The sequence below is a fragment of the Sulfitobacter sp. 1A10359 genome, assembly GCF_043558145.1.
Taxonomy (GTDB): domain Bacteria; phylum Pseudomonadota; class Alphaproteobacteria; order Rhodobacterales; family Rhodobacteraceae; genus Sulfitobacter; species Sulfitobacter faviae.
On sequence record NZ_JBIFGB010000002.1, the window covers coordinates 371,935 to 386,707 of the forward strand.

Annotated in this window: 16 protein-coding genes; 7 read left to right on the plus strand and 9 right to left on the minus strand. The window is 62.8% G+C overall.

Features of this window, described 5'->3' with window-relative positions; genetic code table 11:
• Positions 1–89: 89 nt before the first annotated feature.
• Positions 90–1,895 carry an alpha/beta hydrolase gene (locus ACGYK2_RS06075; RefSeq protein ID WP_271687877.1) on the minus strand — a complete coding sequence of 602 codons (1,806 nt, stop codon included), beginning with the start codon at positions 1,893–1,895 and terminating at the stop codon, positions 90–92.
• Positions 1,896–1,945: 50 nt separating this feature from the next.
• Here ACGYK2_RS06075 and phaZ point away from each other — a divergent pair, with 50 nt between their 5' ends.
• Complete coding sequence (phaZ, locus tag ACGYK2_RS06080; RefSeq protein WP_271687879.1) at positions 1,946–3,277, plus strand: polyhydroxyalkanoate depolymerase; 1,332 nt, start codon at positions 1,946–1,948, stop codon at positions 3,275–3,277.
• Positions 3,278–3,286: 9 nt separating this feature from the next.
• On the opposite strand, the gene ACGYK2_RS06085 is transcribed toward phaZ, so the two are convergent.
• The 3 genes from ACGYK2_RS06085 to ACGYK2_RS06095 all read right to left on the minus strand — a co-directional run bounded on the left by ACGYK2_RS06085 (position 3,287) and on the right by ACGYK2_RS06095 (position 6,229).
• Positions 3,287–3,997, minus strand: coding sequence for an alpha/beta fold hydrolase (locus ACGYK2_RS06085; RefSeq protein WP_271687880.1), 711 nt, complete (start codon positions 3,995–3,997; stop codon positions 3,287–3,289).
• Between the two features lie 141 nt (positions 3,998–4,138).
• Positions 4,139–4,891 carry an alpha/beta fold hydrolase gene (locus tag ACGYK2_RS06090; RefSeq protein ID WP_271687881.1) on the minus strand — a complete coding sequence of 251 codons (753 nt, stop codon included), beginning with the start codon at positions 4,889–4,891 and terminating at the stop codon, positions 4,139–4,141.
• 51 nt (positions 4,892–4,942) lie between these two features.
• Entirely contained in the window at positions 4,943–6,229 is a 1,287-nt protein-coding gene (locus ACGYK2_RS06095) for an MFS transporter (protein WP_271687882.1), read from the minus strand.
• A gap of 172 nt (positions 6,230–6,401) precedes the next feature.
• On the opposite strand from ACGYK2_RS06095, the gene thrS reads away from it, so the two are divergent.
• The 5 genes from thrS (at position 6,402) to ACGYK2_RS06120 (ending at position 11,066) form a co-directional block, all read left to right on the plus strand.
• On the plus strand, positions 6,402–8,348 hold the full coding sequence (thrS, locus tag ACGYK2_RS06100) for a threonine--tRNA ligase (protein ID WP_271687883.1): 1,947 nt from the start codon (positions 6,402–6,404) through the stop codon (positions 8,346–8,348).
• A 225-nt stretch (positions 8,349–8,573) separates the two neighbouring features.
• Complete coding sequence (locus tag ACGYK2_RS06105) at positions 8,574–8,876, plus strand: DUF2282 domain-containing protein (RefSeq protein WP_271687884.1); 303 nt, start codon at positions 8,574–8,576, stop codon at positions 8,874–8,876.
• A 59-nt stretch (positions 8,877–8,935) separates the two neighbouring features.
• Positions 8,936–9,781 (plus strand): DUF692 domain-containing protein, encoded by an 846-nt coding sequence (locus ACGYK2_RS06110; protein WP_271687885.1) that lies wholly within the window; start codon positions 8,936–8,938, stop codon positions 9,779–9,781.
• Positions 9,778–10,536 (plus strand): DNA-binding domain-containing protein, encoded by a 759-nt coding sequence (locus tag ACGYK2_RS06115; RefSeq protein WP_271687886.1) that lies wholly within the window; start codon positions 9,778–9,780, stop codon positions 10,534–10,536. The genes ACGYK2_RS06110 and ACGYK2_RS06115 overlap by 4 nt, the downstream gene beginning before the upstream one ends.
• Complete coding sequence (locus tag ACGYK2_RS06120) at positions 10,533–11,066, plus strand: DoxX family protein (protein WP_271687887.1); 534 nt, start codon at positions 10,533–10,535, stop codon at positions 11,064–11,066. Before ACGYK2_RS06115 ends, ACGYK2_RS06120 begins: the two co-directional genes overlap by 4 nt.
• On the opposite strand, the gene ACGYK2_RS06125 is transcribed toward ACGYK2_RS06120, so the two are convergent.
• Positions 11,063–11,383: an arsenate reductase family protein gene (locus ACGYK2_RS06125; RefSeq protein ID WP_271687888.1), complete on the minus strand. Its 321-nt coding sequence runs from the start codon at positions 11,381–11,383 to the stop codon at positions 11,063–11,065. The genes ACGYK2_RS06120 and ACGYK2_RS06125 overlap by 4 nt on opposite strands.
• 168 nt (positions 11,384–11,551) lie before the next feature.
• Between ACGYK2_RS06125 and ACGYK2_RS06130 the strand changes: the two genes are divergently transcribed.
• On the plus strand, positions 11,552–11,758 hold the full coding sequence (locus ACGYK2_RS06130; protein WP_271687890.1) for a cold-shock protein: 207 nt from the start codon (positions 11,552–11,554) through the stop codon (positions 11,756–11,758).
• Between the two features lie 54 nt (positions 11,759–11,812).
• On the opposite strand, the gene ACGYK2_RS06135 is transcribed toward ACGYK2_RS06130, so the two are convergent.
• The 4 genes from ACGYK2_RS06135 to ACGYK2_RS06150 all read right to left on the minus strand — a co-directional run bounded on the left by ACGYK2_RS06135 (position 11,813) and on the right by ACGYK2_RS06150 (position 14,730).
• On the minus strand, positions 11,813–12,106 hold the full coding sequence (locus ACGYK2_RS06135) for a hypothetical protein (protein ID WP_271687891.1): 294 nt from the start codon (positions 12,104–12,106) through the stop codon (positions 11,813–11,815).
• Between the two features lie 83 nt (positions 12,107–12,189).
• A complete protein-coding gene (locus ACGYK2_RS06140; RefSeq protein WP_271687893.1) occupies positions 12,190–13,374 on the minus strand; it encodes a cytochrome P450 in 1,185 nt (394 codons plus the stop codon).
• A gap of 43 nt (positions 13,375–13,417) precedes the next feature.
• On the minus strand, positions 13,418–13,897 hold the full coding sequence (locus ACGYK2_RS06145; RefSeq protein WP_271687895.1) for a dihydrofolate reductase: 480 nt from the start codon (positions 13,895–13,897) through the stop codon (positions 13,418–13,420).
• Positions 13,897–14,730, minus strand: coding sequence for a thymidylate synthase (locus ACGYK2_RS06150; protein WP_271689985.1), 834 nt, complete (start codon positions 14,728–14,730; stop codon positions 13,897–13,899). Before ACGYK2_RS06150 ends, ACGYK2_RS06145 begins: the two co-directional genes overlap by 1 nt.
• Positions 14,731–14,773: the final 43 nt, after the last annotated feature.

The window sequence follows — 14,773 nt, forward strand, 5'->3', positions numbered from 1 at the left end:
ACCACAACATAGATGCCGCAGCGCAGCATTTCAAGGTTTTTTCTGCATTGCAGCATGAGCCCGAAGGGTGTTTGGATTACCTAAGGTAATCAGTCGTTTGCCTTGCGGGTCACATAGCTGCCCGGGGCATCGGCGAGAATTTCCCGGCCATCGTCGCCGGGAAACCGTGCGGGAATCATTGCCCCTGCCCGTTTGGTGAGCCACTTGCCCCACCGCGGCCACCAAGACCCTTCGTGAAAGGCGGCGGCCTCGCGCCATGCGGCGTAGTCCTGCGTGAGATCGCCGTTCACATAGTGGCCGTATTTCTTCCGATTGGGTGGATTGACGATGCCCGCGATATGGCCCGATTGCGCCATGATGAAGGTCTTGTCCTTCGAGCCCATCTGCTGCACCCCGCGGTAGCAGTCTTTCCACGGCGCGATGTGATCCGTCTCACAGGCCACGGCGCAGAGCGGCACCTCGATATCATCCAGCGTCAGCCGCTCTCCGAGAAGTTTGAAACCGCCCTCGGCCAATTCGTTTCGCTGGCAGAGACCGCGCAGGTATTGCATTGCCATCTGCCCCGGCAGATTGGCCCCGTCGCCGTTCCAATAGAGCAGGTCAAAGGCCGGGGGCGTCTCGCCCATCATGTAGCTGCGCACGGCGGGGCCATAGACCAGATCGTTGGAGCGCAGGAATGAGAAGGTGCGCGCCATGACGACCGAGGGCAAAATGCCCTTATCCGCCGTCTCGGCCTCGATCCCGTCGATGAAGTCATTGGTGAGGAAGGGCTGAAACTCCCCCTGATCCGAGAAATCGGTGAGCGCGGTGAAGAAGGTCGCGGATTTGATCGAGCTATCGCCACGTTTTTTCAACAGCGACAGGGTCAGCGCCAGTGTGGTGCCGGCGATGCAATAGCCCACCACGTTGAGGCGCTTTTCCTGAGTGATCGCCTTCACCTCTTCAATCGCGGCGAGGTAGCCCTCTTCGACGTAATCCTCCATGCCGATCTGGGCATAGCTGGCATCGGGGTTCACCCATGAGACGATGAACAGCGTGTGCCCCTGATCGACCAGCCATTTGACGAGACTGTTCTGCGCCTTGAGGTCGAGAATGTAGAACTTGTTGATCCACGGCGGGAAGATCAACAGCGGGGTTTTATGGACCTCTTCGGTGCTGGGGGAGTATTGGATCAACTCGAACATGCGGTTGCGAAACACCACCTTGCCCGGCGTGGTGGCGATGTTGCGGCCCAGCTCAAAGGCGCTGTCATCCGCCAGTTTCACGACCAGCTCGCCGTTATTGGCCTCCAGATCCGCGATCAGGTTCTCCAGACCTTTCACGAGGCTCTCGCCCTCGGTCTCCACCGCGCGTTCCAACACATCGGGATTGGTGGCGAGGAAGTTGGTCGGGGACATCATCGCGATGATCTGCTGGCTGAAATAGACCAGCCGCTTCTTCTCGGCCGGGTCCATGTCTTGGGCATCTTCGACCGCTTGGCGCAGCGCCTCGGCGTTGATCAGATACTGCTGTTTGATGAAGTTGAAATAGGGATGCGTTTGCCACAGCGGGTTGGCGAAACGTTTGTCGGTCGGCGCGTCCTCTTCAACCGGGGCCAAACCGCCCTTGGCCAGCGCCTGCTGCGCCTCGACGAAATGCGCGACCGATTTGGTCCAATAGCCCATCTGATGCTCCATCAAACGGGCCGGATTGGTCATCGCCTCGGCCCAGTAAGACTGTGCCGCCTTGGCGAAAAGCTGTTGGTTCGGCGCGTCCAACGCAGGCTGATGTCCTTCGCGCTGCGCCATCACACGGGTCAGGCGCTGGCTTAATTCTTCAACCTTTTTCAAGTTTTGCGCCATACGAGACAGGGCTTGAGGCTCGGCAATCTCGGGATTCTCGGATTCTGTTGTCATCTTAACCCTTACCTCCTATCTTCGCAGGTGCAGCATAAAGGAGCCCCCACATGCGCTATATGGCCACCTACGACATGATGGAGTCCATCCGGAACACCAATCAATGGCTCGGCGCTTCTGCGCTTGCTATGGCATCCTACCCGGCTTTCTCTCTGTTTCCAAACCCTGCGATGGAATGGCTCGCCGCTTGGGGTGAGGTGACGGAACGGACCTTTGCCCGCATGGTCGTGAAACCCGATTGGGACATCCCCCCGGTGGTCGGCCCCACGGGGCAGGACTGTCTGGTCAGCATCGAGCCTGTGATGGAACGGCCCTTTGGCGATTTGCTTAAATTCTCGGTCCAAGGCCGCAAAGAGACGGGCCGCAAGGTTCTTTTGGTCGCGCCGATGTCGGGTCATTACGCCACGCTGCTCCGTTCCACTGTGATCTCCCTGCTGCCTGATTGCGACGTCTATGTGACGGACTGGCACAATGCGCGTGATATTCCAGTTAGTGCGGGGAAGTTCGACATCGAGGATTATACGCTCTACCTCGTTGATTTCATGCATCACCTTGGCCCTGACACCCATGTGATCGCGGTCTGTCAGCCTGCGCCGCTGACGCTGGCCGCCACTGCCTATCTGGCCGAGGAAGCGCCCGAAGCACAGCCGCGCACGCTGACGCTGATCGGCGGACCGATCGATCCCGATGCTGCACCTACAGACGTGACCGATTTCGGCCATAGCGTGACCATGGGCCAGCTTGAGCAGATGATGATCCAGCAGGTCGGCTTCAAATACGCGGGCGTGGGGCGCAAGGTCTATCCGGGGCTGTTGCAGCTTACTTCTTTCATTTCGATGAATAATGACACCCACCGCGATGCCTTTGCCAATCAGATCACCCGCGTGGCGCAAAAGACGGCGCATGAGCATGACAAGCACAACAAGTTCTACGACGAATACCTCGCCGTGATGGACATGCCGGCGGAGTTCTACCTCTCGACCGTCGAGCGGATTTTCAAAGAGCGCGAGATCGCGCGCAACGTCTTTACCGTGGCGGGCCGTCAGGTCGACATCGGCAAGATCACCACCGTGGCGGTCAAGACGGTCGAGGGCAGCAAGGACGACATTTCGGCCCCCGGCCAGTGCATCGCGGCGCTTGATCTGCTGACCGGGCTACCGGATGCCAAGAAGGCCAGCCATCTTGAGCAGGGGGCGGGCCATTACGGGATCTTCGCGGGCAAAAGCTGGCGCAACAACATCCGGCCCTTGGTGCTTGACTTTATCGACGCGAACAACGGCACGCCTGAGCCACAGAGCCCTGCGCCCCAAACCCCCGAGCTGCAAAAGCCCGCCTCTCAGAAACCCGAGGCCAAGAAAAGCGATAAACCCGCAGCGGCCTGACCCGCTGCCCTATTGCAGCACCAGAGGTTGATGCAGCCAGTCGCGCAGCGCGGCGGTGGTCGCCTCTGGCTGCTCTAGGCTGGGCAGATGGCCCGCGTCTTCGAGCACCGTCAGCTTGGCATAGGGGATCATCTCGGCCATGAAGGCATGGCGTTTGACCGGGCAGAGCGCGTCATGCTCCCCACAAAGCACCAGCGCGGGCACCTTGCACTTGCGCAGCACCGCCTGTTGATCGCGCCGCCGTTGCAAAGCGCGGGATTGGCGGACGAAGACATCGCCGCCCAGCGTCTCGGCCATCTCCATCGCGCGGGTCAGCACCTCGCCCCGCCCCTTGCCGGGGGCGAGGAAACCATTGGCCATCCGTGCCTGCATCGCCTCCCCCAGCTTGCCCGATTGCGCCATGATGATCTGCGGTTCACGGTCCGCGGCAATGGCGGGCAATTCGGCCAGCACTTGGGTCGCCAAGAGGGCGATACGGCTGATCCGGTCGGGCGCGCGGCGCAGCAATTCCAGCGCCACCACACCGCCCATGCCCTGCCCCACCAGCGCGAAACGCGGCGGCAGTTGATCCAACAGGCCCGAGGCAATCTCTTCGATCCGTTCGCCTTGGGTGATCGGGGCCAGCACCACGGTCCCGCGCGGGGAGAGCGCTTGGATCTGCGGCGTGAAGACACGCGCGTCGCACATCATGCCGGGCAGCAGAACGATCGGCTCAGCCATTGGGCAGGCTCCGGTGCGGTATGCGATTGAAATAACGTGGTTTCATGCCGTCCCCCTTGGGTTTGGCGGTCTCTTAGCATGGGTGGTTTCGGGGGGCAGCGGGACGCGGGCGCGTCGGCGGTTCCATGCCCGCGCCCTTGGTCACCCCGCGATGCCGGAGACCGTGTTGATCGCCTCGACGATCATCGCCAGACAGCGCGCGTCCGAGAACCGGTGATCGGCATCCTTGACCAGCGTCAGTTGCATATCGGGGCTCTGCGCATGCTCCAACAGCCGCACCGCCGTGGCCGTGCTGACGGCGGTGTCCGCCGTGCCCTGCAACAGGCGCACGGGGAACGGCAGGCTCAGCGGGTCGCGCAGCACCAACCGCGCGCGCCCGTCCTCGATCATCCGGCGGGTGATGACGTAGGGCTCCATATAGTCCGACGGCAATTCGACCAGCCCGACCTCTTCCAACGCCTGTTTTTGCGCCTCGGTGAAATTCGCCCAATAGCCATCTTCGGTGAAATCGGGCGCCGCGGCGATGCCGACCAACCCGGCGATCCGCTCGGGCAGATGCCGCGCCAAGAGCAGCGCCTGCCAGCCGCCCATGGAGGAGCCGACGACGATCAGCGGCCCCTCGGTCAGCGCCGCGACCGCGGCCAGCGTGTCTTCGTGCCAATCGCCAATGCACCCTTCGGTGAATAGGCCCGACGATTCCCCATGGCCCGAATAGTCGAAGCGCAGAAAGGCGCGCCCCTCGGCCCGGGCCCAGTCTTCAAGATAGACCGCCTTGGTCCCCATCATGTCGGACTTCAGCCCGCCCAGAAACACCACGCAGGGCCCCGCCCCTTCGGTCTTGTGATAGGCGATGCGCCGCCCCTGCGGCGTGTCGATGAATTTGCTGTCTGCCATGCTGCCTCCGTCGTTCGTCCAATCATGGGCATCGCGGCGGATGAGGGCAAGTCAGTCCTCGGCCAGATGCTCAACCTCCGGCAGCCAATGGGCCAACACGGCGGCGGCCAGCGCCATGACGGCAAAAAGCATCAGCGTTGCTTGCGCCCCGATCAGCGCGGCCCCGCCGCCCAGCACGCCCGCCAGCAGCAAGAGCAGCCCGATCACCGTATTGCTGACGGCAGCATAGGCGGCGCGTTGGTCTTTCGGGGCCATATCGACCAGATAGGTCGACCGCCCCTGCCGCACGCCGTGATAGGCGATCATCAGGATGAAGAGCACGGCAGGCATCGCCCAGACCGCCTGCGCCAGACCAAGGAACCACAGCCCCACCGCCAGCGCCATCGCCACTGCGCCAACGATGCCGGTCAGCATCAGCACACGGCGGCTCGACATATCCGACAGCCGCCCCCAGACGTAGGAGCTGACCAAAGACGCCAGCGCCGAGGCCAGCACCAAGGCCCCCAATTGGCCCAACTGCTCACTCTCTGACGAGCCCGCGAGCACCACCAAATAGGGCGGCGCCAGCGCGGTAGAGACCAAGAGCCCGCGCACCAGAATGAAAAGCCACAGTTCCCGGTTGCCGCGCAGCAGTTTGAAATCCACGCCATCGGCCTCTTCGGTCTCGCTCGGCGTTTCCATGATTGTCGAGAACAACAGCGCCGCGCCGATCCATAGCGCCGCCGCCAGCGCGATGGCCGCCACGACGACACCCCGACTTTGAAAAAGGCCCGACATCAAAAGCCCCGCAAAGATCACCACCCCGACCGAGGAGACCGACCCCGCCAAGCCGGTCACCGATCCGCGCCGGGTCTTGCCCACTGTCTTGCCTAGAATTTCCTTGAACGACACCGAACAGGCCGCGCGGCAAACGGCGAGCAGCGCCAGCGCGGCGCAGACCGCATAGCCCGCCGTGCCCCCCTCAAGGCTCAGCGCAGCAAGGGCGATCAGCCCCGCCGCCACCCCCTGCCCGACCGATCCCCAGACCCAAGCCCATTTGCGCCGCGCCATGCGCTGCACCACGCCCGCCAGCGCGATCTGCGGCAAAAGCGACCCGGCCTCGCGGATCGGCACCAAGGCGCCCGCGAAAACCGCAGGCGCGCCGAGGGCGCTCAACAGCCAAGCCAAGACCAGTTTCGGGTCGATCAGACCATCGGCCACTTTGGTCATCGACAGCGACACGATATGGCGCAGCCCGTTGCGCGCCTCGGCCTGCTGCGCCTTGTCGTCCAACCCCGGTGCCGGGTCGTCCGCCCCCGAAATCGTCTCGAATGCGCGCTGCGCCGTGTCGTCTTGCATCTGACCGATCCTCGTTGTTGCCCGCCTGACATAGCGCGCCATCGCCATGCCGCAACTTTCCCCAAGTGGCCCCGCTTGCATTGACAAGCCGCGCCCGCCCCGCCACATAGGCCCAACACATAACCCGCAACCGGGCGTCTCGTAGGCGCCAAACCGACGAGGAGCGCCCAAGATGGCCCAAATCTCCCTCACCCTTCCCGATGGCAACAGCCGGCAGTACGACGCCGGGATCACCGCTGGTGAAGTGGCTGCCGATATCTCTAAATCGCTCGGCAAAAAGGCCATCAGTGCCACCGTGAACGGCGCGCATTACGATCTGGCTTGGCCGATCGAAACCGACGCCAGCATCGCAATCCACACCATGGCCGACGAAGAACAGGCCAACGAGCTGGTGCGCCACGACCTTGCGCATATCATGGCCCGCGCCGTGCAGGAAATCTGGCCCGACACCAAGGTCACCATCGGCCCGGTGATCAAGGATGGCTGGTATTACGACTTCGACCGCGCAGAGCCCTTCACTCCTGAGGATCTCGGCCTCATCGAGAAAAAGATGAAGGAGATCATCAACAAGCGCGACCCAGTCCGCACCGAGGTCTGGGACCGCGCCCGCGCGATCAAACATTACGAAGACCTGAACGAGCCCTATAAGGTCGAGCTGATTGAGGCGATCCCCGGCGACGAGCCTCTGCGCATGTATTGGCACGGCGATTGGCAAGACCTCTGCCGTGGTCCGCACCTGCAACACACCGGCCAAGTGCCGGGCGACGCTTTCAAACTGATGTCCATCGCCGGCGCCTATTGGCGCGGCGACAGCAGCCGCGCCATGCTCCAGCGCATCTACGGCGTGGCCTTCACCGGCAAGGAGAAACTGCGCGCCCATCTCAACATGCTGGAGGAAGCCGCCAAACGCGACCACCGCAAGCTGGGCAAGGAAATGGGCCTGTTCCACATGCAGGAAGAGGCACCCGGTCAGGTCTTCTGGCACCCCAACGGCTGGCGCATCTACACCACCCTGCAAGATTACATGCGGCGGATGCAGGACCGCGACGGCTATGTCGAGGTGAACACCCCGCAGGTCGTGGACCGCAAGCTGTGGGAAAAATCCGGCCACTGGGACAAGTATCAAGAGAACATGTTCATCGTCGAAGTCGACGAGGACCATGCCCGCGAAAAGGCGGTGAATGCGCTCAAGCCGATGAACTGCCCCTGCCACGTTCAGGTCTTCAACCAAGGTCTCAAATCCTACCGCGACCTGCCGCTGCGCATGGCCGAGTTCGGCTCTTGCGCGCGCTACGAGCCTTCGGGCGCGTTGCACGGCATCATGCGGGTGCGCGGCTTTACCCAAGACGACGGGCATATTTTCTGCGCCGAGGATCAGATCACCTCGGAAACCGCGAAGTTCATCGCCTTCCTGTCCAAAGTCTATGCCGACCTCGGCTTCCATAACTGGACCATCAAACTCTCCACCCGCCCCGAAAAGCGGATCGGCTCGGACGAGACCTGGGACCACATGGAACAGGCGCTTGGCGATGCCTGCAAGGCCGCGGGCTATGACTTCGAGGTGCTGGAGGGCGAAGGCGCCTTCTACGGCCCGAAGCTGGAGTTCACCCTGACCGACGCCATCGGGCGCAACTGGCAATGCGGCACCCTGCAAGTCGACGCGAACCTGCCCGAACGGCTGGAGGCGAGCTTCATCGGGCAGGACGGCAATAAGCATCGCCCCGTGATGCTGCACCGCGCCACCCTGGGCAGTTTCGAGCGGTTCATCGGTATCCTGATCGAGGAACACGCCGGCAAGCTGCCCTTCTGGATCGCGCCGCGGCAGGTCGTTGTGGCCTCCATCACGTCCGAGGCTGATGACTATGTGGCAGAGGTCGTGGAGACATTGCGCGCCGCCGGCGTCCGCGCCGAGGCGGACATGCGCAACGAGAAGATCAACTACAAGGTCCGCGAGCATTCGCTGGGCAAGGTGCCGGTAATCCTCGCCGTGGGCGCGCGCGAAGTCGAAGAGCGCACGGTCTCGGTGCGGCGTCTGGGGCAAAAGCAGACATCCGTAAAGCCGCTCGACGCACTCACCGCCGAACTGGCACAGGACGCGACCCCGCCTGACCTGCGCTAAAGCGCTGTAACAAACATGCGCTCCGGCGGGTTTGCGGGCAATATGCCCCCTGCCTGCCGGAGCGTTTTTGTAACAATCCCTCCCTTCCTGCGCGGGATCATTACAACTTTCGCCGTTTTTCCGCGTGAATTCTGACGGGACTGTGACACACTCGCTCGTGACTGGCTTGTGAGCGAACGGGCTGCTCTAGTAAGCCTGTCAACACCGTCAGGAAGGGAAATGACAATGTCCAATACACTCAAGACCGCCGCCATCGCAGGGGCCGTCGCGGCCGCACTCGGCAGCCACGCCACCACCGCAACCGCCGCCTCGCAAGAGAAATGCTACGGCGTGTCGCTGGCTGGTGAGAACGACTGCGCCGCTGGCCCCGGCACGACCTGCGCCGGCACCTCCGTGACCGACTACCAGGGCAACGCATGGACCCTCGTCGACGAAGGCACCTGCGCCGAGATCGACCTGCCCGCCATGGCCGACGGGACCGAGCGGACCGGCTCTCTGGAGCCGCTCGACCGCGACCTGCCCGCTTAATCAAAGCGGTCCGGGCGGCACCCGCCCGGACCCTGCCCCGCCCCATGCCGGAGGCCGATATGCGCGACGATACCCCCCCTCTCACCACGCTGCCCAATGCCCCCGGGGTCGGATATAAATCCCGGCACTTCGATGGTTTGATGGCCGATCCCGGCCAGGTCCGCTGGATCGAGGTGCATGCCGAGAACTACATGGGCGACGGTGGCCGCCCCCATGCGCAGCTGCGTGCCTTGCAGGAACGTTTTGCCCTGTCGGTTCATGGCGTCGGCCTGTCGATCGGCGGCGAAGGCCCCCTCGACACCGACCATCTCGCGCGGCTCAAGACCCTCTGTGACCGAACCCAGCCCGCGTCCTTCTCCGAACATCTGGCGTGGTCGACCCATGGGATGGAGTATCTCAACGACCTCCTCCCCCTGCCCTATACCGAGGAAACGCTGACACGCGTCGCCGCGCATATCAATCAGGTGCAAGACGTCTTAGGGCGGCAAATGCTGCTCGAAAACCCCTCCAGCTACCTCGCATTCGAAGAATCTGACTTGTCCGAAACTGACTTTTTGGCAGAGGTCATCGCGCGAACCTCCTGCGGGCTCTTGCTGGATGTCAACAATGTCTTCATTTCGGCCACCAACCTCGGCCTATCGCCGCAGGGCTACATCGACGCCTTCCCGACAGACCATGTGGGGGAGATCCATGTGGGCGGCCATGACGACGACACCGACGATCACGGCGCGCCGCTGTTGATCGACAGCCATGGCAAAGAGGTCGTCGATCCGGTCTGGGACCTGCTCAGCTACACGCTGGCCCAAACCGGTCCAAAGCCGGTACTGGTCGAGTGGGACAATGACGTGCCCGACTGGCCCGTCCTGCGGGCCGAAGCCAATCGCGCCGCCGAGGTTCTGGCGTGACCGACCAGCACAGTTTTCGCGCGGGGCTGCTTGACCCCGCACGCCCCGCCCCCGCGGGGCTGCGCGATGGCAAGGGGCAACCGGCGGGCGCGCGTTATGGCGTCTATCGCAACAATGTCACCCATTCCCTGATCGCGGCCCTCGAAGTGGCCTTTCCGCTGGTGCGCAAGCTGATCGGTGCCCGCAATTTTGCCGAACTCGCGCCGCGCTATGTCCGAGCGCATCCGCCGAAATCGCCGATGATGATGCATTATGGCGCGGATTTCCCGGGGTTCATCGCAGGTTTCGCGCCACTGGCGAGGATCGGCTATCTCGCCGATGCCGCAAGGCTCGACCTCGCGCTGCGGTCCTCCTACCACGCCGCCGACGCGGCACCGCTGGATCCGCAGACCTTCGAGGCGCTCCCTCCCGATGCGCTGATGGGGGCCAAGCTGACCCTCGCCCCCGCGACCCGCCTTCTGCGATCAGATTGGCCGCTTTTTGACATCTGGCGCTATAATTTCACCGAGAACGCGCCCAAGCCGCGCAACGTGGCGCAGGACGTGGTGATCACCCGCCCCGCCTATGACCCCGCCCCGCATCTGACACCGCCCGGCGCGGCGCAATGGTTCGGTCACCTTGCCGAGGGGCGGACCTTCGGGGCGGCCCATGAAGCCACAGTCGGTGCCGCACCTGAGTTCGACCTCGCCGCCGCCCTAGGCTTTGCCCTGAGCCACGGCGTCTTCAGCGCGATTTCCGTGGAGGAAAGCCAATGACCCGATTTCTGCCCCTTTACCGCACCACCGCCGACCGACTGGAGCGGGCCGACTGGCTGCTTCCGACCCTTGCCCGGTTCCTCTTTGCCGCGGTGTTGCTGGTCTACTTCCTGAACGCCGGTCTAACCAAACTCGGCCCCGGCCCTTTAGGCATCTTCACCCCCTCCACCGGGGCCTACGCCCAGATCTTCCCTCGCGTTTTCGAGGCGGTCGGTTATGACAGCGACGCGCTTGGGCTGTTTCACTGGCTCGTCGTCGTCGCCGGAACAGTGGCGGAGTTCATCCTGCCCCTGCTTATCGTCATCGGCCTGCTGACCCGGCTGGCCGCGCTGGCGATGGTGGGCTTTGTCGTGGTGCAATCGCTGACCGATCTCTACGGCCACGGCAGCGCCCTCGGCGCGTGGTTCGACCGTTTCCCCGACGCCCATATCCTCGACCAGCGGGCGCTCTGGGTCTTCTTGCTTTTGGTGCTGGTCATCAAAGGGGCCGGCCCCCTGTCACTGGACCGGCTCATGACGGGCCGCGGTTAAAGCATCGCTCGAACGTCAGCTTCTATCTCTTTGTTCCACCCCAGAAATAGCCGATCACCCACCGCAATCAGGGGCCGCTTCATCAGGGCCGGATGGGCTTTAATCAGGGCCAGCGGCTCTTCCTTGCGGGCCGCGCCATCCAGCCCGCGCCAGGTTGTCGAACGGGTGTTGAGCAAGGCCGCACCAAACTGCGCGTGGGCCTTCTCCAAGACCGCTGTGGGCACGCCCTCCTCCCGCACATCGACCAATTGCGCCTCTGGCAGCGCCTTTTTCGCCTTGCGACAGGTGTCGCAATTTTTCAGCCCATAAATTAGCACATCCGTCTCCCTCAGCCTCGCGATCCCGCGCCCATTTGCGGATCTCGCAGCTGATCGCTTGATTTTTTTCCAGTCCGCGCGATCTTTCTATTATGGCGGGTCGCAATTCAATCGCTTTCGCCATTCTGCTGGACGCAGAGACGCAAAGACAAAGGAGGCGCGGAGATTATGCCAACTGGCACCGTGAAATGGTTTAACACCACCAAAGGCTACGGGTTCATCGCCCCCGAAAGCGGCGGTAACGATGTATTTGTTCATATTTCGGCGGTCGAACGGTCTGGCCTGACCGGCTTGGCGGACGATCAAAAGGTCAGCTATGAATTGACCGAAGGCCGCGACGGACGGCAGATGGCCACCGACCTCGCGCCGCTCTAGCCACGATATTGCAAGAAAATACCCGGCGTCCCGCGCCGGGCGTTGCTTGAAAGATCAGTTATACGAACAGCCCTTGGTCCCAACCGGGCAAGGCACGCGGGCTGAACGGCGCGGTGTGACCACGCGGTGACGGCGCTGCACGGGGTGCGCCTTGACCTCAGCATAGGTCATGGTCTGGTTCGGCGTGCCGCAGCAGATCGCCCCGCCAAGGGACACCGGCTGCAGCCCCGCCGGGCAATAATTTGCGGAACTGGGATAGGCGTAGACCTTGGGCTCTGCCGAGACCTGACCGGCCAGCCCGGCTGAAAGCAGCCCTGCCGCCACTGCAATAGCTGTCGTTACACGCATGATAACCCTCGTAATTATGTATAATATTAACGAAGATTGCCGGGGCGATTTCTTTTAGTCCAGTCTTTTATGGCAGGCCCGCTTTAGTTCAGCCGGGCCGGAAGGGTTGCATAGCCGTGAAAGCGGATGCGCCCGCCCCCTTGGCGCGCCGCGCTAATTTCATAATCCGGGTAGCGGTTCAGAAAGCGTTGAAGCGCGATCTTCCCTTCCATCCGCGCCAAGGTCAGCCCCACGCAGACATGCGGGCCACCGGCAAAGGCCAGATGCCGATTGGGCTTGCGCTCGATATCGAATTTTGTCGGCGCCTCAAAGACTTCCGGGTCGCGGTTCGCAGCGCCGATACAGAGATGCAGGTTGCTGCCCGCGGCAATCTCGACCCCGCCGATGGTGACCGGGGCCGTGGTTTCCCGGTTGCCGAATTGATTGGGCGAGCGGAAGCGCAGCACCTCTTCGATACAAGGCCCGATCAGAGCAGGCTCGGCCAGCAGCCGGGCCTTTTGGTCGGGATGGTCATGCAGCAGCGCAAGGGCGCTGCCGATCAGATTGGTCGTCGTCTCATGGCCCGCGTTCAGGATGAAAATACAGTTTTGGATCAACTCGATCTCGGTCAGCTGCCCCCCGTCATCCCCCGCGATCAACCGGGTCAACACATCGGTTTCAGGATCCCCCGGCGCGGCCCGGCGCCGCGCGATGAGGTCTTGCAGATAGGCTTTGAACTCGCGCACCGCGGTATGGCCCGCCTCAAGTTCTGCATCGCTCAAGGTCGGCTCCAGCGCGCCGAGGATCGCCAGCGACCAATTGCGAAGCGGGCCACGCTCTTCCATCGGCACGTCCAGCAGGTTGCCGATGATCTGCACCGGGATGCAACTGGCATAGTCCTCGATCAGGTCCGGCGTGGGGCTCAGCCCCTCAAGCAGCCGGTCTACCGTGTCGATCAACCCCGGCTCCATCCGCGCCAGCGCCTTGGGCGTGAGGGCCGAGGTCATGATCCGCCGCACGCGGGTATGCAAAGGCGGGTCATTGAAAACGAGGCTGGTGGTGTGATGTTCGAACAAGGGGCTGCCGGGGCCGAATTTCGGGGCAAAAGCGAGTTTCTTGTCCGAGATATAAAGCGTGGTGTCGCGGTAGATCGCGTTCAGATCCGCATGGCGGCAAATCAGGACCGAGCCGTCAGGCTGGCGCAGCATCGGGGCCTCGCGCAGCAGGCGGTCGTAATGGGGGAACGGGTTCTCGACAAACCCTTCGGGCGGTGCGGATAGATCAAACATGGCCCGCAGTGATGCCCGCCGCGCGGCCTATGTCAATGGCCGGTCAGCAGCGGCGCAGCCACTCCCGCGCGACGGCACGTGGACCGGATGTGCGCAGGCAAAGGTTGCCCAATTCGATCCATTCGTCTGGGTCGAATTCGGGAAAGAACGCATCGGCGCCGTCGATTTCCACATCCACTTCGGTCACCAAAAGCCGGTCCGCAAGGGGCAAAAGCGCACGGTAGATGCCTTCGCCGCCGATGCCGTAGACCCGGCGATAGCCCTCTGCCGCGCAATAGCCCAAAGCGGCTTGCGGGTCGCGCGCCACATGGACGCCCTCGACCTCGCTGCTGGAGACGACGCAATTCAGCCGGTTTTTCAACGGCTTGAAGGGCAAGCTCTCCCAGGTACGGCGTCCCATGATGATGGCCCCGCCGGTGGTTTCACGCTGAAAGAATTTCAGGTCTTCGGGCAGCGACCAAGGGATATCCCCGTCTTTGCCAATGGCTCCGTTGCGGGCGCGGGCGACGATCAGGCTCAGCATCAGACGGCCACCGGCGCTTTGATCGCGGGGTCGGGGTCATAGCCTTCGAAAGTGAAATCCTCATAGCGGAAATCGAAGATCGAACTGACCTCGCGGTTGATCCGCAGCTTGGGCAGCGGTTTTGGCGTGCGCGCAAGCTGGGTCTCTACCTGTTCCAGATGGTTGGAGTAGATATGCGCGTCGCCCATGGAATGCACGAAATCACCCGGCGCGTAGCCGGTGACATGGGCGAGCATTTCCAAGAGCAGCGCGTAGGAGGCGATGTTGAACGGCACGCCGAGGAACATATCCGCCGAACGCTGGTAAAGTTGCAAATGCAGCTTGCCGCCCGCGATACGCACCTGCCAGAGCGTATGGCAGGGCGGCAGCGCCATCTGGTCCACCTCGCCGGGGTTCCACGCCGAAACGATCAGGCGGCGGCTGTCGGGGGTCTTGCGGATCGCCTCGACCAGTTTGGCGATCTGATCGACCTGCCCGGCCTGATGCAGCACCGTGCCATCGGGCTGGGGCATCGGTTCGCCCACCATCGGGAAACGCCGCCACTGGTGGCCGTAAACCGGGCCGAGATCGCCGTTTTCATCGGCCCATTCATCCCAGATGCGTACACCGTTTTCCTTGAGATAGGCAATGTTCGTATCCCCGGCGAGGAACCACAAAAGCTCATGCACGATGGATTTTAGATGCAGCTTTTTCGTGGTGACCAGCGGAAAGCCATCGGCCATCCGGTAACGCTGCTGCATCCCGAAATGAGAGATCGTCCCCGTTCCCGTGCGATCGGTCGAGGTCACCCCCTGCTCCAGCACTTCGCGCAGCGCATCATGGTACTGTTTCACGCGGGCTTCCTCATCATTCGTGGCGGTTGCTTCTGCATAGCCT